Annotated in this window: 23 protein-coding genes; 15 read left to right on the plus strand and 8 right to left on the minus strand. The window is 66.6% G+C overall.

Annotated elements, in window-relative coordinates; all coding sequences use genetic code 11:
- Position 1: 1 nt before the first annotated feature.
- Genes AC5Y4H_RS22555 through AC5Y4H_RS22600 form a run of 10 tightly spaced genes read left to right on the plus strand, consistent with a single transcriptional unit; the run spans position 2 to position 10,534 of the window.
- Positions 2-820 (plus strand): MlaE family ABC transporter permease, encoded by an 819-nt coding sequence (locus tag AC5Y4H_RS22555; RefSeq protein WP_499985287.1) that lies wholly within the window; start codon positions 2-4, stop codon positions 818-820.
- Between the two features lies 1 nt (position 821).
- Entirely contained in the window at positions 822-1,685 is an 864-nt protein-coding gene (locus AC5Y4H_RS22560) for an ABC transporter permease (RefSeq protein ID WP_499985289.1), read from the plus strand.
- 11 nt (positions 1,686-1,696) lie between these two features.
- Complete coding sequence (locus AC5Y4H_RS22565) at positions 1,697-3,265, plus strand: MlaD family protein (RefSeq protein WP_499985293.1); 1,569 nt, start codon at positions 1,697-1,699, stop codon at positions 3,263-3,265.
- The gene (locus AC5Y4H_RS22570; RefSeq protein WP_499985295.1) at positions 3,262-4,317 is read left to right on the plus strand and encodes an MlaD family protein; all 1,056 of its coding nucleotides are present in this window, start codon (positions 3,262-3,264) and stop codon (positions 4,315-4,317) included. Before AC5Y4H_RS22565 ends, AC5Y4H_RS22570 begins: the two co-directional genes overlap by 4 nt.
- The gene (locus AC5Y4H_RS22575; protein ID WP_499985299.1) at positions 4,310-5,365 is read left to right on the plus strand and encodes an MCE family protein; all 1,056 of its coding nucleotides are present in this window, start codon (positions 4,310-4,312) and stop codon (positions 5,363-5,365) included. The genes AC5Y4H_RS22570 and AC5Y4H_RS22575 overlap by 8 nt, the downstream gene beginning before the upstream one ends.
- Complete coding sequence (locus AC5Y4H_RS22580) at positions 5,362-6,477, plus strand: MCE family protein (RefSeq protein WP_499985302.1); 1,116 nt, start codon at positions 5,362-5,364, stop codon at positions 6,475-6,477. Before AC5Y4H_RS22575 ends, AC5Y4H_RS22580 begins: the two co-directional genes overlap by 4 nt.
- Positions 6,474-7,712 carry an MlaD family protein gene (locus tag AC5Y4H_RS22585; protein WP_499985304.1) on the plus strand — a complete coding sequence of 413 codons (1,239 nt, stop codon included), beginning with the start codon at positions 6,474-6,476 and terminating at the stop codon, positions 7,710-7,712. Before AC5Y4H_RS22580 ends, AC5Y4H_RS22585 begins: the two co-directional genes overlap by 4 nt.
- Positions 7,709-8,968 carry an MlaD family protein gene (locus tag AC5Y4H_RS22590; protein WP_499985306.1) on the plus strand — a complete coding sequence of 420 codons (1,260 nt, stop codon included), beginning with the start codon at positions 7,709-7,711 and terminating at the stop codon, positions 8,966-8,968. Before AC5Y4H_RS22585 ends, AC5Y4H_RS22590 begins: the two co-directional genes overlap by 4 nt.
- Positions 8,969-8,995: 27 nt before the next feature.
- Positions 8,996-9,748 (plus strand): Rv1363c family protein, encoded by a 753-nt coding sequence (locus AC5Y4H_RS22595; RefSeq protein ID WP_499985310.1) that lies wholly within the window; start codon positions 8,996-8,998, stop codon positions 9,746-9,748.
- A gap of 18 nt (positions 9,749-9,766) precedes the next feature.
- A complete protein-coding gene (locus tag AC5Y4H_RS22600) occupies positions 9,767-10,534 on the plus strand; it encodes a mannan-binding family protein (RefSeq protein WP_499985312.1) in 768 nt (255 codons plus the stop codon).
- A gap of 48 nt (positions 10,535-10,582) precedes the next feature.
- Here AC5Y4H_RS22600 and metH read toward each other — a convergent pair whose 3' ends face one another.
- Complete coding sequence (gene metH / locus AC5Y4H_RS22605) at positions 10,583-14,341, minus strand: methionine synthase (RefSeq protein WP_499985314.1); 3,759 nt, start codon at positions 14,339-14,341, stop codon at positions 10,583-10,585.
- A gap of 479 nt (positions 14,342-14,820) precedes the next feature.
- Between metH and AC5Y4H_RS22610 the strand changes: the two genes are divergently transcribed.
- The gene (locus tag AC5Y4H_RS22610; RefSeq protein ID WP_499985318.1) at positions 14,821-15,711 is read left to right on the plus strand and encodes a PAC2 family protein; all 891 of its coding nucleotides are present in this window, start codon (positions 14,821-14,823) and stop codon (positions 15,709-15,711) included.
- A gap of 159 nt (positions 15,712-15,870) precedes the next feature.
- Entirely contained in the window at positions 15,871-17,334 is a 1,464-nt protein-coding gene (locus AC5Y4H_RS22615) for an amino acid permease (protein ID WP_499985321.1), read from the plus strand.
- On the opposite strand, the gene AC5Y4H_RS22620 is transcribed toward AC5Y4H_RS22615, so the two are convergent.
- Entirely contained in the window at positions 17,331-18,209 is an 879-nt protein-coding gene (locus AC5Y4H_RS22620; protein WP_499985323.1) for an SDR family oxidoreductase, read from the minus strand. The genes AC5Y4H_RS22615 and AC5Y4H_RS22620 overlap by 4 nt on opposite strands.
- A 31-nt stretch (positions 18,210-18,240) precedes the next feature.
- The gene (gene mshC / locus AC5Y4H_RS22625) at positions 18,241-19,476 is read right to left on the minus strand and encodes a cysteine--1-D-myo-inosityl 2-amino-2-deoxy-alpha-D-glucopyranoside ligase (RefSeq protein WP_499985325.1); all 1,236 of its coding nucleotides are present in this window, start codon (positions 19,474-19,476) and stop codon (positions 18,241-18,243) included.
- Between the two features lie 213 nt (positions 19,477-19,689).
- Between mshC and AC5Y4H_RS22630 the strand changes: the two genes are divergently transcribed.
- Positions 19,690-21,243 (plus strand): aldehyde dehydrogenase family protein, encoded by a 1,554-nt coding sequence (locus AC5Y4H_RS22630; RefSeq protein WP_499985328.1) that lies wholly within the window; start codon positions 19,690-19,692, stop codon positions 21,241-21,243.
- 13 nt (positions 21,244-21,256) lie between these two features.
- Here the strand turns inward: AC5Y4H_RS22630 and AC5Y4H_RS22635 are convergent, their stop codons facing one another.
- The 5 genes from AC5Y4H_RS22635 to AC5Y4H_RS22655 all read right to left on the minus strand — a co-directional run bounded on the left by AC5Y4H_RS22635 (position 21,257) and on the right by AC5Y4H_RS22655 (position 24,658).
- Positions 21,257-22,051 (minus strand): 3'(2'),5'-bisphosphate nucleotidase CysQ, encoded by a 795-nt coding sequence (locus AC5Y4H_RS22635; protein WP_499985330.1) that lies wholly within the window; start codon positions 22,049-22,051, stop codon positions 21,257-21,259.
- Positions 22,052-22,116: 65 nt separating this feature from the next.
- Positions 22,117-22,932, minus strand: a complete 816-nt coding sequence (locus AC5Y4H_RS22640) for an SCO1664 family protein (RefSeq protein ID WP_499985333.1) — start codon at positions 22,930-22,932, stop codon at positions 22,117-22,119.
- Positions 22,916-23,503, minus strand: a complete 588-nt coding sequence (locus AC5Y4H_RS22645; protein ID WP_499985336.1) for a DUF3090 domain-containing protein — start codon at positions 23,501-23,503, stop codon at positions 22,916-22,918. Before AC5Y4H_RS22645 ends, AC5Y4H_RS22640 begins: the two co-directional genes overlap by 17 nt.
- A 62-nt stretch (positions 23,504-23,565) precedes the next feature.
- Positions 23,566-24,315, minus strand: a complete 750-nt coding sequence (locus AC5Y4H_RS22650) for a histidine phosphatase family protein (protein ID WP_499985339.1) — start codon at positions 24,313-24,315, stop codon at positions 23,566-23,568.
- Between the two features lie 40 nt (positions 24,316-24,355).
- Entirely contained in the window at positions 24,356-24,658 is a 303-nt protein-coding gene (locus AC5Y4H_RS22655; RefSeq protein ID WP_499985341.1) for a hypothetical protein, read from the minus strand.
- Between the two features lie 137 nt (positions 24,659-24,795).
- Here AC5Y4H_RS22655 and AC5Y4H_RS22660 point away from each other — a divergent pair, with 137 nt between their 5' ends.
- Positions 24,796-25,836 carry a YncE family protein gene (locus tag AC5Y4H_RS22660; RefSeq protein WP_499985343.1) on the plus strand — a complete coding sequence of 347 codons (1,041 nt, stop codon included), beginning with the start codon at positions 24,796-24,798 and terminating at the stop codon, positions 25,834-25,836.
- Positions 25,833-26,102, plus strand: a complete 270-nt coding sequence (locus AC5Y4H_RS22665) for a DUF5703 family protein (protein WP_499985345.1) — start codon at positions 25,833-25,835, stop codon at positions 26,100-26,102. The genes AC5Y4H_RS22660 and AC5Y4H_RS22665 overlap by 4 nt, the downstream gene beginning before the upstream one ends.
- The last annotated feature ends 22 nt before the right edge of the window (positions 26,103-26,124 follow it).

The following is a 26,124-nucleotide window of genomic DNA, read 5'->3' on the forward strand; positions in this document are numbered from 1 at the left end:
CATTCTGATCAGGCCCGACTCGTACACCACTCTGCTGGACGCAACCCCGGTCGCCTCGCTGACGACGGTAGGTGAACAGTTCGTTCTGGGCGTGCGGACCGCGCAATATTTCTTCTACGACCTGGCGACCGGGCGATTCCAGTGGCAGGAGTTCGTCCGGCAGGGCGCGTTCATGGCCGGCACCGCCGTGTTACCGACGATCCTGGTGTCGCTGCCGATCAGCGTCACATTGTCCATCCAGTTCGCGTTGCTGGCCGGCCAGGTCGGTGCGACCTCGCTGGCCGGGGCGGCCAGCGGGCTCGCGGTCATCCGGCAAGGGGCGTCGCTGGTGGCCGCGGTGCTGATGGCGTCGGCGGTTGGGTCGGCGATCACTGCCGACCTGGGTTCGCGGACGATGCGCGAAGAGACCGACGCGATGGAGGTGATGGGCGTCTCGGTGATCCGCCGACTCGTCGTCCCGCGCTTCGCCGCGGCGGTGATGATCGGCGTCGCCCTCACCGGCGTCGTGTGCTTCGCCGGATTCTTCGCGAGCTACATGTTCAACGTGTACTTCCAGAACGGGGCGCCGGGCAGCTTCGTGTCGACCTTCGCGTCGTTCGCGACGACCGGCGACATGATCTTGGCGCTGATCAAAGCCGTCGTGTTCGGCGCCATCGTAGCCATCGTCTCGAGCCAGAAAGGCTTGTCCACCAAGGGCGGACCGACCGGTGTCGCGAACTCCGTCAATGCCGCTGTGGTCGAGGCCATCCTCATATTGATGATCGTCAACGTGGCCATCAGCCAGCTTTACATCATGTTGTCACCCAGGACGGGGCTGTGACGTGACGGCCTCCGCCTATCGGCCCTTCGCACCGATTTCGACGCCCCTGGTCCGGATGTACCGCCGGGGCAAGGTGCCGATCATCCGGCTCGGCCACCTGCTGGTCTTCTTCGTCCGGGCGCTGGTCGCCGTTCCGCTGGCCCTGCGTCAGTACAGCGCCGAATTCCTGCGGCTGCTGTCGAACATCACCTGGGGCAACGGCTCGATCGTGGTGGGTGGGGGCACCGCCGGTGTGGCCGTCGTGCTGGGGATGACCGTCGGCGCCCTCGTCGGCATCGAGGGCTACAACTTCCTGAACCTGCTCGGGCTCGGGCCCGCCACCGGGTTCGTCTCGTCGTTGGTCAACACCCGCGAGCTGGCTCCCCTGATGGCGTCGCTCGCGTTCGCCATGCAGGGCGGCTGCCGCTTCACCGCGCAATTGGGGTCCATGCGCATCGCCGAGGAGATCGACGCGATGGAATCGATCGCCATCCGCCCGATCCCCTACCTGGTGACCACCCGGCTGATCGCTTCGGTGGTGGCGATCGTCCCGCTGTACGCCGCATGCCTGGCGATCGGGTACCTGAGCACACAGATCGTGGTCAGTTTCGGCAGTGGCGGGTCCACCGGCTCCTACCTGCACTACTTCACGCTGATGTTGGCCGGCCAGGACATCGTGTATTCGTTGATCAAGGCGGTCATCTTCGTCTGGATCGCGTCCACGATCCAGTGCTACTACGGGTATTACGCCAGCGGCGGGCCTGAGGGCGTCGGGGTCGCCGCGGGGCACGGCATGCGGGCCAGCATCACCGTCGTGATCATCGTGAACATGCTGCTCACCATGGCGCTGTGGGGCGTCGACTCCGGCGCAAGGTTTGGTGGCTAAGTCGGTGGAACATGCCCAATTCCTTTGAGCTGGACGGACGCGGCCCGTCGGACCGGCAGCTGTTCGGCATCGGCATTGCGGTGCTGGTGGTCAGCGCCCTGGTCACCACCGCGATGTTGGTCAAATCCACTGGCAGACTCAATGATTACGTGCGGGTGGTAGCGGATCTGGTGAACGTGGGTGACGGGCTTCCGCAGAAGTCCGACGTCAAGTACCACGGCGTGCTCGTCGGAATGGTTAACGGCGTCGTCCCGGCGGAGCACGGCAAGCCCAACTATGTCCACATCGACCTCAAAGAGGAATACGCCAAGTCGATTCCGGCCAGCGTGACCGCACGCGTGGTGCCCAGCAACGTGTTCGCCGTCTCGTCGGTCCAGCTGGTGGGCTCCCCAAACCAGGAGGGCCCCGGCGCAAAAATCCGCGCCGGCGCCCACATCTTGGAGGACAAGCGGCTGCCGACCGTTCTGTTTCAGACGACCGTCAGCAAGCTGCGTGACCTGCTCGCCGCCGCGGGGCGCGGCCGCGACGACCGGTCGGTCGGGATTCTTGCGGCCCTGGGCGCCGCCACCGACCACCGCCGTGTCACCCTTTTGAATGCGGGTGCACAACTGAATCGCGCTCTCGATCAACTCAATTCGATTGTCAGTACCGACAGCGGGCCCTCGACGGTGTCGGCGCTGCTCGACGCGACGACCGGGCTCGCGCAGACCGCGCCCGATCTTCTCGATGCGTTGCATCAAGCCGTCGAGCCGATGCAGACCTTCGCCGAGACCCGCGGACAGTTGGCTTCGCTGCTGTCGGGCGCCGACTACACCGTCGGCACGACGCGCCAATCCTTTGACAACCACATCGATCAACTGGTCAAGATCACCACCGATTTCACACCGGTGCTTGGCATCTTGGCGCAGAAGTCCAACAACTTCGTGCCCGCCGTCACCAAGCTGGACAACCTGGCCAACCAGTTCATGGAGCAGGTGTGGAACCCGCGCACGAACCTGGGCAACATGCGCGCGATGCTCACCTTCACGCCCAGTTCCACGTACACGCGGGCCGACTGTCCCCACTACGGCGAGCTCAAGGGCCCCAGCTGCTTCACCGCACCGCTGATTCCGGTGCGGCCCGATCTGCCCGAGGTGCTGCTGCCGCAGAACTATCACCCGCCCAAGGATCTGGCTCCGCCGCCCGGCACGGTGATCGGCCCGGATGGAAACCTCGTCGCGGTGGGACCGCCGCTGATCAACCCCACTCCCAACTTGACCGATCCCAATCCGCCTCTGGCCCCGGGGATTACGCCGTCTCCACCGGTGCCCGGCAGCGCGAATCCCGACAACCCCAGGCCAGGGGCGCCCGCGACGCCACAAGAGCACGAGCCGTGGGTCGCCCCCGTGGCACCCAAGGCGCCCTGGATTCCGCAGGCCTCCTTCGGGGGCAACGTGGGCCCCGTCGGGAGCCAGTACGAGCGAAACATGCTCGGCGTGATCACCGGTGCCCCCGCGACGGAAGCCACCGAGCTGCTGCTGGGTCCGGTGGCCCGCGGGACCACGGTGTCGCTGACCCGTCCGCCCGGGGAGGCCAAATGAAATTTCGAGGCCCACTGATCGCGCTGACCCTGTTCATGATCGTCTCGTTGACGCTGACCTGGCTGGTCTATGTGAGCCTGCGGCGTGACGTAGCGGGCGACACCGCCAGGTATTCGGCGGTATTCACCGATGTGTACGGGCTTCGCGAAGGCGACGACGTCCGGATGGCCGGGGTTCGCGTCGGCCGCGTCGAAAAGGTCGAACTGGACGGCAAGCTGGCGAAGGTGTCGTTCGTTGTGCAGTCCGAACAACGGCTGTTCGGAAACACGCTCGCGTCGGTGACCTATCAGAATATCGTGGGGCAGCGTTACCTCGGACTGTCCATCGGCAAGGAAGGCAGTCCGCAGCTGCTTCCCCCCGGCAGCACGATCCCGCCGGAGCGCACCGAGCCGTCCTTTGACGTGACCACCCTGCTCAACGGCTACGAACCGTTGTTCAGCCTGCTGAACCCGCACGATGCCGACAACCTCACCAAGGGCATCATCCAGTCGCTGCAGGGCGACACGTCATCGCTCACCACACTGGTCAGCCAGACCTCCACGCTCACAGAGACTTTCGCCGGCCGCGATCAGGCGCTCGGCAGCGTGATCACCAATCTGAACAAGGTGGTCGGCAATCTTGCCCAGCAGAACGACAATCTCGACGGAGTCATCACACAGACCCGCAGCGTCGTCGGCGAGCTCGACCGGCGGCGTCCGGACCTGGTCGCCTCGGTGGGTTCGCTGGCGCGGGTGACCGACCGGCTGTCGGCCTCGGCGACGGATGTATACCCGGCACTGCGCGAATTCATCGATCGTCAGCCTGGCGTCGCCAAACACATCATGGATGTCGAGCCGCAGGTGGCGTTCTTCGGCGACAACATCCCGCTGCTACTGAAAGGCCTTGCCCGGGTGGGCAATCAGGGCGCCTACGGCAACGCCTACGTGTGCGACGTGAACTTCATGGGGTTCTTCCCGGGGCTCAACGATGTGGTGCCGATCATCATCAATGCCGCCACGCCGGGAAACAGGGCATGGCACACGCCGAGGTGCAGGAGCACGGTCGATGGCTGACGCATCGATACGGCAACGGCTTTCGGGGATGAAGAAGCGTCCGTTGGAAAGCTACAACAAGACCTGGCTCGGGTTCATCGCCGTGGCGGTGGTCGCGGTGGTGATCTCAGTCATGCTGCTGGTGCATGCGATCGGCGCCGGCTATCGGCATTACACCGCGGAATTCCTCCAGGCGGCCTCGCTGCGGGCCGGCAACCCGATCGTCGTCGCGGGCATCCCGGTGGGCAACGTCACCAGCATGAAACTCGTCGGCGACCATGTCGAGGCAGGCCTGAAGGTCCGCGACGACATCAAGCTGGGCAAGGACTCCCGAGCGCAGATCAGGGTCACCACCATCCTGGGTTCGCGCTACCTCGCACTGGAACCCAACGGCCCGGCGCGCCTGCCCCACGACACCTTCGACCTGGCGCACACCGAGGTGCCCTACGACCTGCAGGCCGCATTGCAGGACGCCACCACGACTTTCGAGCAGGTGGACTCCGACAGGTTCGCGCAGTCCCTGGCGGTGCTGGGCAAGCAGCTCGAGGGCCTGCCCGCCGTTGTGCCGCAGGCGATCACGAACATCAACACGCTGTCATCGATCATCGCGGTACGACGCGACCAGTTGGGACAGCTGCTCCGCAACACCGAGCAGGTCACCAACACGCTGCGGCGCCAGCAGGCCGGCATCGGCGCTCTGGTGGACCAGGGGCAAGACCTGTTGGGTCATTTCGTCGCGCGTCGCGCCGTTTTCCACGCGATGATGCAGTCCTTGTCGAGCCTGGTCGATACGATGAGTCAGGTCGTGGTCAACGATCGCTCGGGCCTGGACGCGCTGATCAAAGACATGCGCGACTTCACCAACCTGATGTCGCAACACGACGACCTGCTGCACAGCATGCTGCAGACCAGCCCGATCTTCTTCCGCGAAGCCGCGAACCTCACCGGTGACGGCAACGCCATCAACTTCAACGCCCCCAACGTCCCGGCGATCGACTCCTGGATGTGCGCAATCAGCGGCCGTGCCAAGCAGTTCGGCATGATCCAGTACTTCAAGGACTGCAAGTGAGGGGCCTGGGCGCCAAGGCGCTGGCCATCGTCGCCGCGGTCGTGGTCATCGTCGCGGCGGTCGGCGCCGGCTGGTGGATGTTGAGTTCCGACCAGGAGACGATCACCCTGACCGCCCAATTCGACAGTGCCTCAGGTCTTTACGAGGGCAACGAGGTGGCGGTGTTGGGCATGCCGGTGGGTAAGATCACCAAGATCAACGCCAAGGGCGGCTACGTCGAAGTCGAGTTCACCGTCGACCGGCATGTCAAAGTGCCCGTCACCGCGCAGGCCGTCACGGTGTCGACCTCCATCCTCACCGACCGGCAGATCGAGCTCACGCCGCCCTATCACGGCGGGCCGACCCTGCAGAACCACGACACCATCGGGCTGCCCCGGACCAAGACGCCCGTCGAATTCAGCAGCGTCCTCAACGTTTTGGACAAGGTGACCAAGTCGCTCGAGGGCGACGGCCACGGCGGTGGGCCGATCGCCGACGTGCTGGACGGCGGCACCGAGGTGGTCAACGGGAACGGCGAGAAGATCAAGGCGGCACTGGGTGAGCTGTCCAAGGCGCTGCGGCTGTCCAGCGACGGCGGCGCGGCGACCCGCGAGCAGATCACCACGATCGTCAAAAACATCAGCACGCTGTTCGACGCTGTGGCCGCCAATGACACGAAGTTGCGCGAATTCGCCTCCACCATCCACCAAGTCAGTCAGATCATGGCCGACGAGGACCTTGGCAGCGGCAGCACCGGACACAAGCTCGATCAGCTGATCCAGCGGGCCGGCGACCTGCTCGGCGAAAACCGGGACAGTGTCAAGCAGACCGTGCTCCACGGCAACGACACGCTGAAGACGGTGACCGACCAACGCCGCGACCTGGCCGAGCTCCTGGATCTGGCTCCGCTGGTGGCAGACAACGCCTACAACATGATCGACCGCGCGAATGGCAGCGTGCGGGCCCGCTTCCTCACGGATCGGTTGCTCTTCGACAGCCAGTACACCAAAGAGATCTGCAACCTGATGGGCCTTCGCCAACTGGGCTGCAGCACGGGGACCATCCAAGACTTCGGCCCCGATTTCGGGCTGACGTATGTGCTCGACGGCATGGCCGCCATGGGGCAGAAATGATGACGGTGGGCGCGCGGGGCATGTTGACCGCGATGGCCGCGGCGATGGTCACCGCGGGTTGCGCCACGAACGGCCTTGCCAGCCTGCCCCTTCCGGCCCCGGGGCTGGGCTCGGGAGGCTATTCGCTGAACGCTATCTTCTCCAACGCGCTGAACCTGCCGATGAACGCCAAGGTCAAGCTCGCCGGCGCCGACGTCGGACAGCTCGAATCGATGGTCGCACGCAACTACACCGCGGTCACCCGGCTGCGGATCCGGGACGGCGTCCAACTGCCGCGGGGCAGCACCGCCGAACTGCGCACCGCGACACCGCTGGGCGACGTGTTCGTCGCGCTCAAGCCACCGGCTGACGATCCCGCGGATACGTCGCTGCTGCGCAACGGCGACACCATCGGCCTGGATTCCACCGCGGCCGCCGCAACCGTCGAGTCGGTGCTGAGCTCGGCGGCGATTCTGGTGAACGGCGGGGCGGTGCGCAACTTCACCAACATCATCAACGGTTTCGGCAAGGCGACCGGCGACCAGGGCCAGGCGTTCGGCGACATGATCCGCAAGTCCAACGAGTTGCTGGGGACGTTGGATGCCCGGTCCGAGCAGATCTCGCACGCGCTGACCCAATTGTCACGGCTGGCCGATCAACTCGACGCAAAGAATCAGGCCATCAGCGACCTGATGACCGCCGCCAGCCCCGCCACTTCGGCCCTGGCCGACAACACCAGTCAGCTTTCCAATCTGGCCGTCCAGGTGGGCGACACCTCCCGCTTGCTGGCGCGGTTCCCGTCCATCGGCGGCACCGACACCAGCGGCCGCAGCGTGATCCGCGACCTGAACACGATCGCCGGGGCAGCCAACGACGTTGCAATGAGCCCGGACACCAGCTGGCTGTCGCTCAACCGGCTGATCCCCGCCCTGGTCAAATCGACTGCCGGGAATTCGATTTCGGTGAACGTCAGCGTGGACAAGATCATGCTCGGGTCGCTGCCCGACATCGGATTCCCCGGTGACATCGGGCTGCACGGGCCGCATCACTACAACGTGAACCTGCTCGTCGGCACCCTCAAGTACACCCTGTGGCGGCTGCAGGAACGCGTGGTCGGCCGGGGACCCAATTCGCCACAGGTTCCGGTCATCCCGGATCCGAACATCCCGGGCCAAATCGACGTCGCCCCCGGGCCACCGCCGGCTCCGGCCCCGCCACCGGCGGGACCACCCCCACCGCCAGGGCCACAGCCATGATGCGCGCCGTCGGCAACTCCGCCAATGTCGTTGTCCGCGCGGTGCGCACGGCTCACCGGCAGCAGGTTTGGCTGTCGGTGGCCGGCTTGGTGCTCATCCTGGTCGTGGCAACCGCCTACCTGCTCGTCGGAGCGCTGCGGGTGAAGCCCTTCGCCTCTTCCTACCGAGTCACCGTGCAGTTGACGGAATCGGGCGGCCTGCTGCCCAATCAGGACGTCGCACTGCGCGGGGTGCGCATCGGCCGCATCGAGTCGCTGCAGATCACCGACACCGGGGTGAACGCGGTCGCCAGCATCACGTCGAAGGTGCGGATCCCGGCCAACAGCGTGGCGCACGTGGCGGCCCTCTCGCCGGCCGGCGAACAGTTCATCAATTTCGAAGCGACGTCCGACGCGGGGCCGTATCTGCACGACGGCAGCCTCATCGCACTGGACCACACGACCGTGCCGGTCAGCTTGGCGCAGTTGCTCGGTGACGCCGACGGGCTGCTGGCACAGGTCGACCCACACAAGATCGAGTTGATCAAGAAGGAATTGAGCCTGAGCAAGGAGGGCCCGGCGAAGCTGGCCGCCATCGTCGACGGCGGCACGTTCCTGCTTTCGACGCTGGATTCGGTGCTGCCCCAAACCACCAGCATTATTAAGACCAGCCGCGTCGTGCTCACCCTCGCCAGCGACAAGAACACCGGATTGGGCGCCACCGCAACCGAACTCAATCAAACGCTGACCGGTGTGGCCCGAATGCAGGCCGGCTACCGCCGGTTGACTCAGCAGACGCCGCGCACCCTCTCGGCAGTCGACAATCTGTTTACGGACAACTCCGACACCATGGTGCAGTTGCTGGGCAGCATGGCCACCATGTCACACCTGTTCTATCTGCGGGTGCCCGCGCTCAACGCGCTGTTCCCCGACTACCGCGGGTCGGTATTGGACGCGGTGACGAGCGCCTTCCACGACGGCGGAGTCTGGGCGACGGCCGACCTGTATCCCCGCTACGTGTGCGATTACGGGACGCCGTCGCACGCGCCGTCCGCCGCCGACTACTACGAGCCGTTCATGTACACCTACTGCCGCGACGACGACCCGGCGGTCTCGATCCGCGGCGCCAAGAACGCGCCACGCCCGGGCGGCGACGACACCGCCGGTCCCCCGCCGGGAGCGAACCTGGGTCAGCGAACGGACCCGACCCCGCGCGGCCGCTACACCATTCCCACCCCGTATGGCGGTCCGCAGTTGCCGATCGAACCGCCGCACTGAGCGTCCGAACCCATCGACCCTTAGGAGATGATCGTGGTCGTGACCACCAAGAAGGACCCCAACGCCGAAACGCACACGGAACCGGGGGCCGAGGCACCCGAAGTTGCGGGCGAAGAAGCCGAGGAGGAGCGCGCCGACGAATCCGGCGCAGCGCCCGAGGATTCGGCCGACGAGGCGACTGCGGACGAGGATGACGAGCAGGCCGACGACGACGAGGATGACGAGCAGGCCGACGACGACGAGGATGACGAAGGCGGGCTCCTCAAACGCAAGAGCCCCAAGGCCGAGCGCGCCAAGCGGCCCTGGCGCCAGTATCTGCGTCGCGGCGCGCTGCCGGCATTAGTTGTTGCCTCACTTGCCGTTTCGGGGTACTTCGGGTGGCTGCAGTGGCAGGACCATCAGGTCAAGGCGGCGGGTGAACAGGCCCGACAGGCGGCTATCGCCTACGCGCAGGTGCTGACGAGCATCGACTCGAACAAGGTCGACGAGAACTTCAAGCAGGTGCTCGACGGCGCGACCGGCGAATTCAAGGACATGTACACCCAGTCCAGCGTCAAACTCCGGCAGTTGCTGATCGACAACAAGGCGACCGCCCACGGAGTTGTGGTGGACTCTGCCATTCAGTCCGAATCCACCGACAGGGTCGTCGTGCTGCTCTTCATCGACCAGACCGTCACCAACACGGCCGCCCCCGACCCGCGCATCGACCGCAGCAGGATCAAGATGACCATGGAAAAGGTCGACGGTCGCTGGCGGGCAAGCAAAGTCCAACTCCTCTGAGCCGAGCGGAGCGATCTCATGCTCAATCGACTGTCGGCGGCCCTCCTATTGGCCGCGGCCGCAACCATTCCCAGCGTCGCCACCGCGCACGCGTCGGCGCCGTCATTCTGCGGCGAACTCGGTGGTAATTGGGACGGCCAGTACTGCCACACCGCGGTGACCTCGGAACGCAATGCCGTGCGCGACATCAAGGTCGCGGTGCCCGACGATCTGGTCGACAATCCGACCACCGGTCCGGTGATTCGGGACTATCTGCGCACCCTGGTCAACAACTGGAAGACCGCCAACGGGAGCATGGCCGCCGACAGCTACGGCGAGGAGAACTTCGAGGTTTTCCGGCACGGAAACCTGCTCAGCGCGGTGTTCCACGAGGACTATCACGCCGACGGGCCCAAGCCCAACAACGCCTACCGGACCTTCACCTTCGACATGGCGGCGGGCAGACGGGTGCAGCTCGCCGATCTCACGACGTCGAATCCGCTGACCGCCATCCCGCCGCTGGCTGCGCCGTTCATCGATACGGCGCTCAATCAGGCTCCGCCACCCCATGATCCGGGCACATACCCGTTCATCCTCGACCGTTGGACCCCCGACAAGGTCTACTCGGGCGCGTATAAGGCGTGGGCGCTGACGCCCGACGAGTTGATCATCTACATGCCCGACTATCCGGTCGGCCACGACGAGCCGATCAACTTCTCCCCCGGCCTGCCGCAATGGTTCATGGACGGCGGCACCGTGCAAGCGCACATCCCGCTATCCGCTCTGAGCCCGGTGCTCCGCGTGTAAGACCTGCCAGTCCGGCGACGACTGGGACTCAGACGCCGGCGCCCAGGCTCAGTCCTCCGGGTTGTAGCCGAGGTTGGGGGCGAGCCAGCGCTCGGCTTCGGCCAGGGTCCAGCCCTTGCGCTTCGCGTAGTCGGCGACCTGGTCCTGGGCCAGCCGGCCGACCACGAAGTACTGCGACTGCGGGTGCGAGAAATACCAGCCGCTGACGGCGGCACCGGGCCACATCGCCATCGACTCGGTCAGTTCGATGCCGGTCCGCTCCTTCACGTCCATCAACTTCCAGAGCGTCACCTTCTCGGTGTGCTCCGGGCAGGCGGGGTAACCGGGGGCGGGGCGGATTCCTCTGTACTTCTCATCGATGAGCGCTTCGTTGTCCAGCTGCTCGTCCGGGTGGAATCCCCAGAACTCCTTGCGGACCCGTTGGTGCATCCGTTCGGCGAAGGCCTCCGCCAGCCGGTCTGCGACCGACTCCAGCAAAATCGCGCTGTAGTCGTCGAGGGCCGCCTTGAACTCCGCGATCTTTTCCTGGCTGCCGAGCCCGGCGGTGACGGCGAAAGCGCCGACGTAGTCGGCCAGACCGGTGTCTTTGGGCGCGATGTAGTCGCCCAGCGACCGGTTCGGGATGCCTTCGCGGTGCTCGCCCTGCTGGCGCAGGTTGTGCAACGTGGTCAGCACCTCGGTACGGGTGTCGTCGGTGTAGACCTCGATGTCTTCAATACCCGAGCCGACCGCGTTCGCCGGAAAGAACCCGATCACCCCGTTGGCCGTCAGCCACTTCTCCTTGATCAGGGTGTCGAGCATCTGCTGGGCGTCGTCGTAGAGCTTGCGGGCAGCCTCACCCGAAGCCGGGTTGTTGAGGATGTCGGGGAACCTGCCCTTCATCTCCCAGGCGTTGAAGAACGGCTGCCAGTCGATGTACTCACGCAACTCGGCGAGGTCGTAATCGAGGAACTCCCGGACGCCGAGGCCCTGGGCGGGCGCCGGCGGCGTGTAGCCGTCCCACTCGATCGGGGTCCGGTTGGCACGGGCCTTCTCCAGGGTCAGCATCGGCCGCTCGTTCTTCTGCGAGTGCCGTTCGCGCAGGGACGCGTAGTCCTTCTCGGTGGCCTCCAGCAGGGCCGGACGCTGCTTGTCGTCGAGGAGCGCCGCGGCGACCGGCACCGAGCGGGACGCGTCCTTGACCCAGACCACCGGACCGCTACGACGCGGCGATATCTTTACGGCCGTGTGGGCGCGCGAGGTGGTCGCGCCACCGATCAGCAGCGGGATCTCCAACCCCTCGCGTTCCATCTCGACGGCGAAGTTGGCCATCTCGTCCAGCGACGGGGTGATGAGGCCGGACAGCCCGATGATGTCGGCGTCGTGCTCCTTCGCCGCGTCGAGGATCTTCTGGGCGGGCACCATCACGCCGAGGTCGATTACCTCGAAGTTGTTGCACTGCAAGACGACTCCGACGATGTTTTTGCCGATGTCGTGGACGTCGCCCTTCACCGTGGCCATCACGATCGTGCCGTTGGTGTCCTTCGCGGCGGCAGTGCCGTTCTGCTGTTTCTCCTCCTCGATGAAAGGCAGCAGGTAGGCGACGGCCTTTTTCATCACCCGGGCCGACTTCACTACCTGGGGCAGGAACATCTTGCCCGAGCCGAACAGGTCACCGACAACGTTCATGCCGTCCATCAGCGGGCCCTCGATCACCTCGATCGGGCGACCACCCGCGGCGGCAATCTCGGCCCGCAACTCCTCGGTGTCGTCATCGACGTGCGCGTCGATGCCCTTGACCAGAGCGTGCGTGATCCGCTCCCGGACCGGGAGGCCGCGCCACTCGGCCGCCGCCGGGTCCTCGGACTTCTCTGAGCTGTTGAACCGTTCCGCGATCTCCAAAAGCCTCTCGGCCGCGTCCTCGCGACGGTTCAGGACGACGTCCTCGATGCGGTCCCGCAGCTCGGGGTCGATCGAGTCGTAGGGCACCAGCGCACCGGCGTTGACGATGCCCATGTCCAGCCCGGCCTTGATGGCGTGAAACAGGAACACCGAGTGAATCGCCTCGCGGACGGGATTGTTGCCCCGGAACGAGAACGACACGTTCGAGATGCCGCCGGAGATGTGCACCCCCGGCAGGTTCTCCTTGATCCAGGCGCAGGCCTCGATGAAGTCGATCCCGTACGTCGCGTGCTCCTCGATACCGGTCGCCAGCGCGAAGCAGTTCGGGTCGAAGATGATGTCCTCGGGCGGGAAGCCGACCTCCTCGGTCAGGATCCGATAGGCGCGCCCGCAGATCTCCTTGCGGCGCTCCAGGTTGTCGGCCTGCCCCTGCTCGTCGAAGGCCATCACCACGACGGCGGCGCCGTACTTGCGGCACAGCCGGGCCTCGCGGACGAACTTCTCCTCGCCCTCCTTCATGGAGATCGAGTTGACGATCGGCTTGCCCTGCACGTTCTTCAGGCCCGCCTCGATGACCTCGAACTTCGAGGAGTCGATCATCACCGGGACGCGGCTGATGTCCGGCTCGGCCGCGACCAGCTTGGTGAACCGGTCCATAGCGGCGACGCCGTCGATCATGCCCTCGTCCATGTTGATGTCGATGACCTGCGCGCCGACCTCGACCTGCTGCAGGGCCACCGACAGTGCGGTGTCGTAATCCTCGGCCTTGATCAGGTTGCGGAACCGCGCGGAGCCGGTGATGTTGGTGCGCTCACCGATGTTCACGAACAGGGAGTCCTCGGTGATATTCAGCGGCTCCAGGCCCGACAGCCGGGTGGCCAGCGGGACGCCGGGGACCTGCCGCGGCGCTTTGCCCTCGACGACCTTGGCGATCTCGGCGATATGCGGCGGCGCGGTCCCGCAACAGCCACCGACCAGGTTGACCAGACCGGCCTCGGCGAAGTCGGCGATGTAGCCGGCCTGACGCGCCGGAGTCTCGTCGTATTCGCCGAACGCATTGGGCAGGCCCGCGTTCGGGTAGCAGGAGACAAAGGTGTCCGCGATCCGCGACATCTCCGCGATGTAGGGCCTCATCTCCGGCGCACCCAGGGCGCAGTTGAGGCCGACCGCGATCGGCTTGGCGTGCCTGACCGAGTTCCAGAACGCCTCGGTGACCTGGCCGGACAGTGTCCGCCCGGAGGCATCGGTGATGGTGCCCGAGATGATCACCGGCCAGCGGCGTCCACGCTCCTCGAACAGCGTCTCGACCGCGAACACCGCCGCCTTGGCGTTCAACGAGTCGAAGATCGTCTCGATGATGAGGAGGTCGACACCGCCGTCGACCAGGCCGTTGGCGGCTTCGAGGTAGGCGGCGACGAGTTGGTCGTAGGAGACGTTGCGGGCCCCGGGGTCGTTGACGTCGGGCGAGATCGACGCGGTGCGCGTCGTCGGCCCGATTGCGCCGGCGACGTAGCGGGGCTTTTCCGGGGTGCTGAATTCGTCGGCCGCCTTGCGCGCCAGGGCGGCGCCGGCGTAGTTGAGCTCGTAGGCCAGGTCCGCCATGTCGTAGTCGGAGAGCGAGATCGCGTTTGCGTTGAACGTGTTGGTCTCCAGGATGTCGGCGCCCGCCTCGAGGTACTCGCGGTGGATACCCTCGATGATCTGCGGCTGCGTCAGGTTGAGCAGGTCATTGTTGCCCTGAAGAGCGGTCGGCCACTCCGTGAACCGGTCGCCGCGGTAGCCGGCCTCGTCCGGCCGGTCCCGCTGAATCGCCGTGCCCATCGCGCCGTCGATCACCATGATCCGCTCGCGCAGGGCAGCCGTCAGTTCGTCGGTGCAGTCGGGGCGGATGTTCGGCGCGAATGTCTTCGACTCAGCGGCGTTCACGTACGTTCCTTCCGTAGCGGAAGGCGTCCTTGACTCTGCCGAGCGTGGCGGCCCCCGGCAAAAAACCGGAACCGTTGCAACGCCTCTCGACCACAAAAGTCTACGTCGTCACCCGATCGTCGACTGGACGCCCAACTCATCGCCGCGATCGACAGTTCGCGAATACTGGCGGCGAGGTACTTAACAAGGTTAACCAGTTTGCAGCCGAAGGTATTTCGTGTTGACCGCGGCGACGCCGGATGTGGAGGTCGCCCGGGGTCAGATCCGCAGCCCGCAACCGCGTACCCGTCGCGCCGTCGCCCACTGCCACGCGCGGCGCCGGAGTGGCGAGCATGGCGGTGTCGTAGTGGTGTTCGTCAGCGGCGCTCACGCCATAAGAATAGTCGTTCTATGCAAAGTCCCCGGTTGAGCGTCAATCGGCCGACAATCCACGGCCACCGCGCCCCGAACATCGGGCCGTTAGGCCGTACGCTAATTCTGTGACCCCGCCCGACGGCCTCCCTTTCGGCAAAGCCGCGTTGCCTGAACTGCACCAGACCGTCGTCGTGGCTGCGTTCGAGGGCTGGAACGACGCCGGTGACGCGGCCAGCGACGCGCTGGAGCACCTCGAGGCGATCTGGGAAGCCGACCCGATCTTGGAGATCGACGACGAGGCGTACTACGACTACCAGGTGAATCGCCCGGTGATCCGGCAGGTGGACGGCGTGACCCGCGAGCTGGTGTGGCCGGCCATGCGGATCTCGCACTGCCGGCCTCCGGGCAGCGACCGCGACGTGGTGCTGATGCATGGGGTGGAACCCAACATGCGTTGGCGCACTTTCTGTTCGGAGCTGGTGGCCATCGCCGACAAGCTCAACGTGGACACCGTGGTGATCCTGGGCGCCTTGCTGGCCGACACCCCACACACCCGGCCGGTCCCGGTGTCGGGCGCCGCCTACTCCCCCGAGTCGGCGAAACGTTTCGGCCTGGAAGAAAGTCGCTACGAGGGCCCGACCGGCATCGCCGGCGTGTTTCAGGACTCCTGCGTGGCAGCCGGGATACCTGCGGTGACGTTCTGGGCCGCGGTGCCGCACTACGTCTCGCAGCCGCCGAACCCGAAGGCGACGGTGGCCCTGCTGCGCCGCGTCGAAGACGTGCTCGACATCGAGGTGCCGCTGGCCGACCTGCCGACGGACGCCGAGGACTGGGAGCAGGCGGTCACCGAGATGACCGCCGAGGACGAGGACCTCGCCGAGTACGTGCTGTCGCTCGAGCAACGCGGCGACGCCGAGGTCGACATGAACGACGCCCTGGGCAAGATCGATGGCGACGCGCTGGCGGCCGAGTTCGAGCGCTACCTGCGCCGCCGTCGCCCCGGCTTCGGGCGCTAGGGGCGATCGCGAGCGCGGCGAAGCCGGGCGAAGCGGGTCGCCACCATCGAAACTACGGGGCGATCGCGAGCGCGGCAAAGCCGGGCGAAGCGGGTCGGATTTGCCGTCGACCGATCACGTACGGAAGCATCGCTTCGCGACCTACCGATTGGACGTTTCATGCCCGCGTTGCCTGATGACGGCAACCCACAACCTGTAGCCGGCCCACAACCTGCAGCCGGCGAAGTCGGCGAAGACGCCGGGTATCGCAAGGGACTCAAGCCGCGGCAAGTGCAGATGATCGGCATCGGCGGCGCGATCGGCTCCGGGCTGTTCCTGGGCGCGGGCGGCCGGCTGGCCAAGGGCGGACCCGGGATGTTCCTGGTATATGCCGTGTGCGGCGTTTTCGTCTTCCTGATCCTGCGAGCGCTGGGCGAATTGGTCCTGCATCGCCCGTCTTCCGGCTCATTCGTGTCGTACTCCCGCGAATTCTTCGGCGAGCAGGCCGCCTACGCGATCGGCTGGATGTACTTCCTGGGCTGGTCGATGACGGCCATCGTCGACACCACCGCGATCGCCACGTATCTGCGTCGATGGACGACCTTCGAATCGATTCCGCAGTGGGTGCTGGCACTGCTCGCCCTCGTCGTCGTGATGTCGATGAACCTGATCTCGGTGGAGTGGTTCGGTGAGCTGGAATTCTGGGCGGCGCTGGTCAAGGTTCTCGCGCTCGTCGCCTTCCTGGTCGTCGGGATCGTCGTCCTCGCGGGCCGATATCGGGTCGACGGCCGCAGCACCGGGCTGAGTCTGTGGACGGACCATGGCGGACTGTTCCCCTCCGGCGTGCTGGCGGTGCTGCTGACGACCTCCGGCGTGGTGTTCGCCTACGCCGCCATCGAATTGGTGGGCACGGCCGCCGGGGAGACCGCCGAGCCGGAGAAGGTCATGCCGCGCGCCATCAATGCGGTGATCGCGCGCATCGCGATCTTCTACGTCGGGTCGGTGGCGCTGCTAGCGTTGCTGCTGCCGTACACGTCGTACAAGGCCACCGAAAGCCCTTTCGTCACATTCTTTTCCAAAATCGGCTTCCACGGCGCCGGAGACCTGATGAACGTGGTGGTGCTCACCGCCGCCCTGTCCAGCCTTAACGCGGGGCTGTACTCCACCGGGCGCATCATGCACTCGATGGCTTTCAGCGGCAGTGGGCCCGGGTTCGCGACCCGGATGTCCAGAAACGGGGTGCCCTATGTCGGCATCGCGATGGCGGCCGCTATCTGCCTGCTCGGCATCGCCCTGAACGCCGTCAAACCCGGCCAAGCCTTCGAGATCGTGCTCAACATCGTCGCGCCGGGGATCATCGCGTGCTGGGCGACGATCGTTCTGTGTCAGCTGCGCGCCTACCGGCTGGCCAGGGCCGGGATCATTCAACGGCCACGGTTCCGGATGCCGTGGGCCCCGTATTCCGGTTATCTCACCCTGGCGTTCTTGGCCGGCGTCCTGGTCATGATGGCGTTCGACAAGGAGACCGGCACCTGGACCATCGCGACGGTGGTCGTCGTCGTCCCGGCGCTGAGCGCCGGATGGTTCCTGGTCCGCAACCGGGTGGCTGCCGTCGCCTCGGAGCGCGCGGCCCAGATCCGCTAGGACGCGCCGAGGTCGCGGTTGTAGGCGCTGGTGGAGCGGCCCAGCGCGGCGACCTGGGCGTCCAATTGGGGCAACAACTCCGCAGTGGATTTATGCAGGGGCATTTCGCCCACCGGACTGGACAGCACCGGCTTCACCCAACGGAACAGCGCCACCCAGCGCGGGCAGTAGACGCGGGTGCGGCGGTGCGCAATGCCCTTTACAAAAGCGGCCGCGCACTTGTCGACGGTCGTGGTTTTGTTCAGCGGCCACGGGAAGCTGGCCAGCAACTGGCTGAAGGCGGACAGGTCGGTTTGGGTGTCACGAACCAGCGCGGTGTTGATCCAAGACATGTGCGCCGAGCCGACGCGGACGCCGTGGCTGGCCACTTCCAGCCGCAGAGCATTTGCCAGCATTTCGACGCCGGCTTTCGACGCGTTGTACGGCGCCAGCCCCGGCGCGGCCGTGTAGGCGGCCAGCGACGAGACGACCAACAGGTAGCCGCGGCGTTCGATCAGCGCGGGCAACGTGGCGCGCGCCGTGTGGAACACCCCGAGAATGTTGATGTCGAGCACCCGTTTGAACGCGTCCGGGTCGACTTGGGTCACCGACCCGTAACTCATGATGCCGGCGTTGGCCACCACCACATCGATGCCGCCGAACCGCTCGACGGCGCGGGCGGCGGCGGCCTCCATCGCAGGCAGATCGCGCACATCGGCGACCGCCGTCAGCACACGTTCTTCGCCGAGTTCGGCGGCGAGCGACTTCAGGTCGCCTTCGTTGAGGTCGGTCAGCACAAGCTTGGCGCCCCTGGCGCAGAGCCGGCGAGCGGTCTCGGCCCCGATCCCCCGCGCGCCGCCGGTGATGAAAACGACCTGATCCTGCAGCGACTTCATGTTTGCCAACGTACCGTTGCGGCGGCGCCGGCTAGACGGCCACGCCCAGCAGCGCATCGATCGCGGTCGCCACCAGCTTGGGCGCGTCGGCATCGTGGCCGCCGTATTCCAGCGCGTCGGTGGCCCAACCATCAAGTGCAGCAAGCGATTTGGGCGTATTCAGGTCATCGGCCAGGTATTGGCGCACCCGCGCGATCACGTCGGCCGCGTCCGGACCCGCCGGCAGCGCGGTCGCGTCGCGCCAACGCCGCAGCCGCGCGACGGCCTCGTCGAGCACCTGGTCGCTCCAAAAGCGGTCACCGCGATAGTGGCCGGCCAACAGCCCCAGCCGGATGGCGGCCGGCTCGACACCCCGGGCGCGCAGCTGCGAGACGAGCACCAGGTTGCCGCGACTCTTGGACATCTTGTGCCCGCCCCAGCCGATCATCCCGGCATGCACGTAGTGGCGCGCGAATCTTCGCTCGCCGCGGACGCATTCCGCGTGGGCGGCGGTGAATTCGTGATGCGGGAAGATCAGGTCGCTGCCCCCGCCCTGGATGTCCAGACCGCTGCCGATCCGGCTGAGGGCGATAGCCGCGCATTCGACATGCCAGCCCGGTCGGCCGGGACCGAATGGTGAGGGCCAGCTGGGCTCTCCCGGTCGCGCAGCCCGCCACAGCAGGGCGTCGAGCTCATCGGTCTTGCCGGGCCGTTGCGGGTCGCCGCCGCGCTCGGAGAACAGACGCAGCATGGTGTCGCGGTCGTAGCCGGATTCGTAGCCGAACTGCGGCGTGGCGTCCGCGCGATAGTAGATGTCCGGGTATTCGCCGTCGACAACGTAGGCCGCGCCCGACGCCAGCATCTTCTCGACGAGTTCGACGACCTCGGCGATAGCCTCGGTCGCCCCCACGTATTCGCGGGGTGCCAGGATGCGCAGCGCCGCCATGTCTTCGCGGTACAGCGACACCTCGCGCTCGGCCAGGTCACGCCAGTCGATGCCGTCGCGCTCGGCGCGCTCCAACAGCGGATCGTCGACGTCGGTGACGTTCTGGACGTAGTGGACGTCGTGGCCGAGATCCAGCCATTGCCGGTAAATCAGATCGAACGCCAGATACGTCGCCGCGTGCCCCAGGTGGGTCGCGTCGTACGGGGTGATGCCGCAGACGTACATCGTCGCGGTCGAGCCGGCCGCCACGGGACGCACCTGCCGGTCAGACGTGTCATACAGCCGAAGTTCCGGACCGCGTCCCGGCAACACGGGAACATGTGGGGACGACCACGACTGCATGGCAATCAGCCTAGGCGCGCCGACGCGGTCCGCAGGATGCAGCCCGCGGGGGCTGAGCAGGAGGCGCGCAATCAGCCGGGGCGCGCCGACGATGCACATCCGGGCCGCCCGCCGTCGCGCCCCCTGGAGGCTGTATCGCCACCGCGCCATCTGTGGTTTGCTGAATCCGGTATCGGGCAAATTCGCTCACCGTCAACGAGCGAGGTGGTTGTGATGTCGACTCATATAGCTGACCGACCGGACACCGCGGGAGCGGCCGCTAACCAAGAAGTCGTGGTCAGATGCCCCGCGACGGCACAGGTTGTCGGCAGCGTCCCCGTATCGACCGGTGCCGAAGTCGACGCCGTGGCCGCGCGGCTGCGCAAGGCACAGCCGTTGTGGCAGCAAATGACGATCGACGGACGCGCACGGTGGCTGGGCAAGTGGCGCGACTGGATGCTGGACCACCGCGACGAGCTCCTGACGCCCCTGCAGCTCGAGACGGGCAAGTCCTGGGGCGACACCGGTGTGGAGATCGCGGCGCTCCAGATCATCAACTACTGGATCGACAACGCCGCGGAATTCCTCGCCGACCAGTCGGTGCGCCCCTACGGCGCCGCCAACGCCGGCAAGAAGCTGACCCTGGTCTACCAGCCCTACCCCCTCGTCGGGGTCATCACCCCGTGGAACGGACCGCTGTCGGTGCCGCTGCTCGACATTCCCGCGGCCCTGATGGCCGGCTGCGCCGTGCTGTCCAAGCCATCGGAGTTCACTCCCCTGGCCTGGCGGGTGGCGGTCGAGGGCTGGAAGGAGATCGGCGCTCCCGATGTACTCGACGTGGTGTTCGGTTACGGGGAAACCGGTGCGGCACTGGTGAACACGGTCGACTACGTGATGTTCACCGGCTCGGTCAACACCGGACGACGTATCGCCGTGGCGGCGGCCGAGCGGCTGATCCCCTGCAGCCTGGAGCTGGGCGGCAAGGACGCGATGATTGTGTGCGCCGACGCCGACATCGACCGCGCCGTCGACGGTGCGGTGTGGGGCGGGTTCGTGTACACCGGGCAGGTATGCATCTCGGTGGAGCGGGTCTATGTCGAAGAGCCGGTCTACGAGGAGTTCGTAAACAAGTTGGTAGCCAAGGCATCTGCGCTGCGCAACGGCATGGACTCGGGACACGACTATTCCTGCGAGGTTGGGTCGATGACCACTGCGCAGCAACTCGCGATCGTGTCCCGCCATGTCGATGACGCCGTGAACAAGGGCGCCAAAGTGCTTGTCGGCGGGAAGGCGGGCGACGCGAGCGACGGCCTGTTCTACGAGCCGACCGTGCTGGTCGACGTGAACCACGATATGGATTGCATGCGAGAAGAGACGTTCGGCCCGACGCTGCCGGTCATGAAGGTGCGCGACGTCGCCGAGGCCATCGAGCGGGCCAACGACTCGAACCTGGGGCTGTCCGGCAGTGTGTGGACGCGGGACAAAGACAAGGCGATGTCCGTTGCACGGCAAATGCATACGGGCAGCGTCAACGTCAACAACGTCATCACCAGCCTGCTGCAGTTCGGGCTTCCGATGGTGGGATGGAAGGACTCGGGAATCGGTTCCCGCTCGGGCGGGGCCGACGGCATCCGCAAATACTGCCGACAGAAGGCCATCGTCGCCGACCGGGTCGCGATGAAAAAGGAGTTGCTCTGGTACCCCTACGGCCGTAGGAAGGGCAGCCTCGTCGAAAACATGGTCCGGATGCTTTCGGCGAAAGACTGGCGGCGTCGACTGGGCCGGTAACGCCCCGTCGGCGCTACCTGCCGCGGATGGCGCCGAGCAGGATCGGCGCCAGCTCCGCGCGGCACATCACGAAGTCGGGCAGATACGGGTCGAGCTGGTTGTAGCGCATCGGCGATCCGTCGAGCCGCGACGCGTGCATGCCGGCGGCCATCACCACCCCGGCCGGGGCCGCCGAATCCCACTCCCACTGACCGCCCGCGTGCACGTAAGCATCGACATCCCCGTCGATGATGGCCATCGCCTTGGCACCGGCCGAGCCGATCGCGACGGGCTGGATGGGCAGTGTCTGCCGCATCCGGTGCAGCACCGCGGGAGGACGGGTGGCGCTCACGGCGATTCGGATGGTGTCGGTGACGCCGACGCGCGCGGCGTCGGCGGTCACGGTGTCGCTGCGGTAGACGATGTTCCCGCGGGCCGGCAAAGACACCGCCGCGTCGGTGATTTCGCGCTCGCCGTCGTAGGGGTCGCCGTTGGGGCGTTGCCACAACGCGATGTGCACCGCCCAGTCGTCGCGGCCCGGCGTCGAGAACTCCCGGGTACCGTCCAGCGGGTCGATGATCCAAACCCGGTCGTGCTGCAGCCGGGACAGGTCGTCGTACGCCTCCTCGCTGAGCACCGCATCGCCGGGCCGCTCCTCGGCCAGCCGCCGCAGGATCAGTGCGTTCGCCAGGCTGTCGCCCGCATCACCCAGCGCCCAGGGATACCCGAAGCCGACTTCGTCGCGAACTTTCAGCAGCAGCTCCCCCGCGTCGGCGGCGAGATCGGCGGCCAAAGCGGCATCGGTCGTCTCGTCGGCGGCGGGGCTCACCGGTCAAGTATCGCCGACGGCGAACGGCGGCCTTCACCTGTGGCGGCGCGCTCTTGGGATTACCGCTAGAAAGCAGGCCATGGAATGGGGCGATGCCGGTTGGGTCCGGGCATGACCGGATTGTCCAGCAGCGCCCGCGCGCGCAGGCGCAGCGCGGCAATCTCGGCCCGGGTGATCTGCTCGGCCAATTCGTCGCCGAACCCATCATCGATCGCATCAATAAGGCCGGCGACGGCTTCCAGGGTGTGATCGTCGATCGGCTTGCCGGCCCATCCCCACAGCACCGTGCGCAGTTTGTCCTCCACGTGCAGGCACACGCCGTGGTCGACCCCGAAGATATGGCCGTCGAGGTCGCGCAGCACGTGACCGCCCTTGCGGTCGGCGTTGTTGATGAGCACGTCGAACACCGCCATCCGCCACAGGCGAATGTCGTCGGCGTGCATCAGGACGACCTCGTCGCCGGCGTAGTCGAGAGCACGCAACACCGGCAGGTAGCCCGGCTGCCTGGTGCCGGCGGGAAACAGGTCGACCAGATCCGGACCCGGCCGCGGCTCGGTGTCCACCGCGTCGCCGGGTTGCTGAACCCAGCGCTGCAGCATGCCGGGTCCCGCCGGCCCGTGCCGAATGATCGTGTAGGGCACGATATTCCAGCCCAACTTCGCGGAGACCAGATACGCGGCGCGTTCGCGGCCGGCCAACGTTCCGTCCGGGAAATCCCACAGCGGCGCCTCCCCGGCGACCGGCTTGTAGACGCAGTGCACGCTGGACTCGCCAAGCGTCGATTCGCACAAGAAGGTGCCGTTGCTGGCCGAGCGGATCCGTCCGATGACCGTCAGTTCGCCGTCGCGCAACACCTCACGGTCGTCAGACCTCTGGGTCATCGTCAGGCCCGAGCAGCGCACTGCGCCGATATCCGTTGGCGCGTGCGCAGATATGGCCCTCCGGGTCCAACGGTTCGTCGCACAACGGACACGGCGGACGTCCCGCGGAGATGACGCGATTGGAGCGGGTGGCGAACTGGCGCGCCGACTCCGGCGTCAAGAACACCCGCACCGCGTCGGGACCCTCCTCGGTGTCGTCGAGCACCACCGACGCGTCGAACTCGGCATCGGTGACCGCCAGCAGCTCGACCACCACGGTCTGGGCCTCCGAATCCCAGCCCAGGCCCATGGTTCCGACCCGAAATTCGGCGTCCACCGGGGTGACCAACGGATCGAGGTCCTCGACCTCGGCGGGCTCAGGCGGAACGGGCGTGCCGAACCGCCGGTTCACCTCGAGCAGCAGCGCACCGATGCGCTCGGAGAGCACCGCCACCTGTTGCTTCTCCAATATCACCGACACCACTCGGGCGTCGTGCACAGCCTGGATGTAGAACGTGCGGTTTCCGGGCTGGCCGACGGTCCCGGCCACGAAGCGGTCGGGTGTGCGGAAGACATGAATTGCGCGGGCCATGGCACTTCCCAAAATACCGGCTGTTGCCACCGCCGTGCGATCCGATGGAGGTAGCCGCCGAATTAATCGGTGGAACCGCCGACCACCGCGTCGCTCGACGATGCCGCGGCGGCGGCTTGGTGCGGCTCTCCGTTGGACGTGGGGTCGGTCTCGGGCTTGGCCTCGTCCTTCGGTGCGGGGCCGGCCCGCAGGGCGGCGGACAGTCGTGCACCGGTGTGGTTGACGTGCAACACAAACGGGCGCAGTTCGGTGTAACGGATCACACTCACCGACGCGGGGTCGGCGGTGACGCGCTGGAAGCCGTCCAAATGGATCCCGTATGCGTCGGCGATGACCGCCTTGATGACATCACCGTGCGTGCAAGCGACCCACAGCGCATCGCCGCCGTGCTCGGCGGCGAGCCGGCGATCGTGCTCGCGCACGGCGTGCACCGCCCGCGCCTGCACCTGGGCCAGGCCCTCGCCTCCGGGGAAGACCGCCGCGCTGGGATGGGCCTGAACGACCTTCCACAACGGCTCGCTGAGCAAGTCGCCGAGCTTGCGGCCCGTCCATTCCCCGTAGTCCACCTCGGCGAGTTGATCGTCGACGAGCGGGGTCAGGCATAGCGCGTCGGCCAAGGGCTCGAGAGTGCGACGGCAACGCAGCAGCGGCGAACTCACCAGCTCCTGGATCGGCAGGTCGCCGATCCGATCGATCAGGCCGTCGGCTTGTTCACGCCCCTTCTCGTCCAGGTCGACGCCCTCGGAGCGACCGGCAAGAACGCCCGCCGTGTTCGAACTCGAGCGGCCGTGGCGTAACAGGATGACGGTCATATCGACCACGACGGTACCCGGTGGACGGGCCCGTCAATGACTAGCGCGAAACGGGCACCGCGTGGGCCACGGAGTCGCGCACCGCGGCACTCAGGCTGCGCTCGTCGGTGACGTCGATGCCGACCAGGCTGCGGACGGTCCTGGCGACCACCTCGTCGGCCTGCGGAACGGGCCCGGCCAGGCGCGGCCGGTAAACCTCGACGACAAGGCAACGGTTCTCGATGTGGAACGAAAAACTCCGCCCATCACCGGCTTGTCCATACCCGCTTGCGGAAATGCCTGTCGACATGTCCTCGACAGCAAACTCTTTTTGCGCCAGATGACGGTCAGCGGTGACGGCCATGGGGTGACCATACCTCGCCCGTAGGGATGGACACAGCCGGCATGGCCCTATTGGACGCGAAAGCGTTCCTTACAATTTGTGTTGCACCGCCGAGCCACGAGGGAAGAGAATTGCTGTCACGACGACAACGTCACAAGATGGCAGTTCAAAGCGGTGCGGTGAGCCTGTCGGCTTTGCTGATGGCGGTCGTCGGCTGTTCATCGAATCCGCTCGACAGCGCGCCGCGCACCATCGAACCGGCGCACGCGGCGGTGTCGCCGCCGGCGTCGCAGCGGCCGGCCGGGGCGGTGCGTCCGCTTGCCGGTCACACCGCCGCGGCGGCCTTCGACGGCGGCACTCACCAGCTGGCGGTCCTGACGCCGGGCGCCGACCCGACCGCGCCCGCCAGCGTCACCGTCTTCGGCGACCCGCAGGTCGCGCCGCGCGTCATCGAACTCCCGGGACCGGCGACGGCGCTGGCCGACGACGGCCGCGGAGTCGCCTACCTGGCCACCCGCGGCGGCTACGTCGCTGCCGACCTTTCCACCGGTCGGGTGACGCAGGTGGCAGTCGCCGACGCTCCCCACATCGAATTCACCGCGGTGGCCCAGCGGGCCGACGGCAGGCTGGTGCTGGGCAGCGCGGACGGCGCCGTGTACACCCTCGCGCCCCACGCGCCCGGGACCGTGACCAGTGCGGCCGTGGCGAACAAAACCAAGATCTTCGCGCGTGTCGATTGGCTTGTTACACAGGGGAATACGACCGTCGTGCTGGACCGGGGGCAGACTTCGGTGACGACCATCGACGCCGACGGGCATGCCCAGCAGGCGCTGCGGGCGGGCCGGGGCGCCACCACCATGGCCGCCGATTCGGCCGGCCGGGTGCTGGTCGCTGATACCCGCGGCGGCCAGCTGCTGGTCTACGGCGTCGATCCGCTGATCCTGCGGCAGGCCTACCCGGTTCCACAGGCGCCGTACGGCCTGGCCGGCTCGCGCGCGTTAGCCTGGGTTTCGCAGACCGTTTCCAATATCGTCATTGGTTACGATCTATCCACCGGAATTCCCGTCGAAAAGGTGCGTTACCCGACCGTGCAGCAACCGAACTCGCTGGCCTTCGACGAGGCGTCAGACACCCTCTACGTGGTGTCGGGTTCTGGTGCGGGAGTTCAGGTCATCGAGCACGCGGCGGGCACGCGTTGACCGCGGCGCGGCGCAGCCGCCTGCCCGCGGGCTGGGACACCGAGATGTCCGACGAATACGAGTGGGCGCCCCTGCGCCTGCCACCGGATGTGACCCGGGTCAGCGCGTCCACCCGATTGTCCATCGAGGCCGAGTACCGCGGCTGGGAGTTGACCAGGGTGCGGCTCTACACCGATGGCAGCAGACGAGTGTTGTTGCGCCGCAAGAAGTCTCGCTCGGACGGTGCCGGCTCCGACGCGCGACGGCCCGACCAGCCGGAACTGTGACGCCGGCTCAGCCACGCGGGGG

It is taken from the genome of Mycobacterium sp. NGS58 (genome assembly GCF_059812385.1).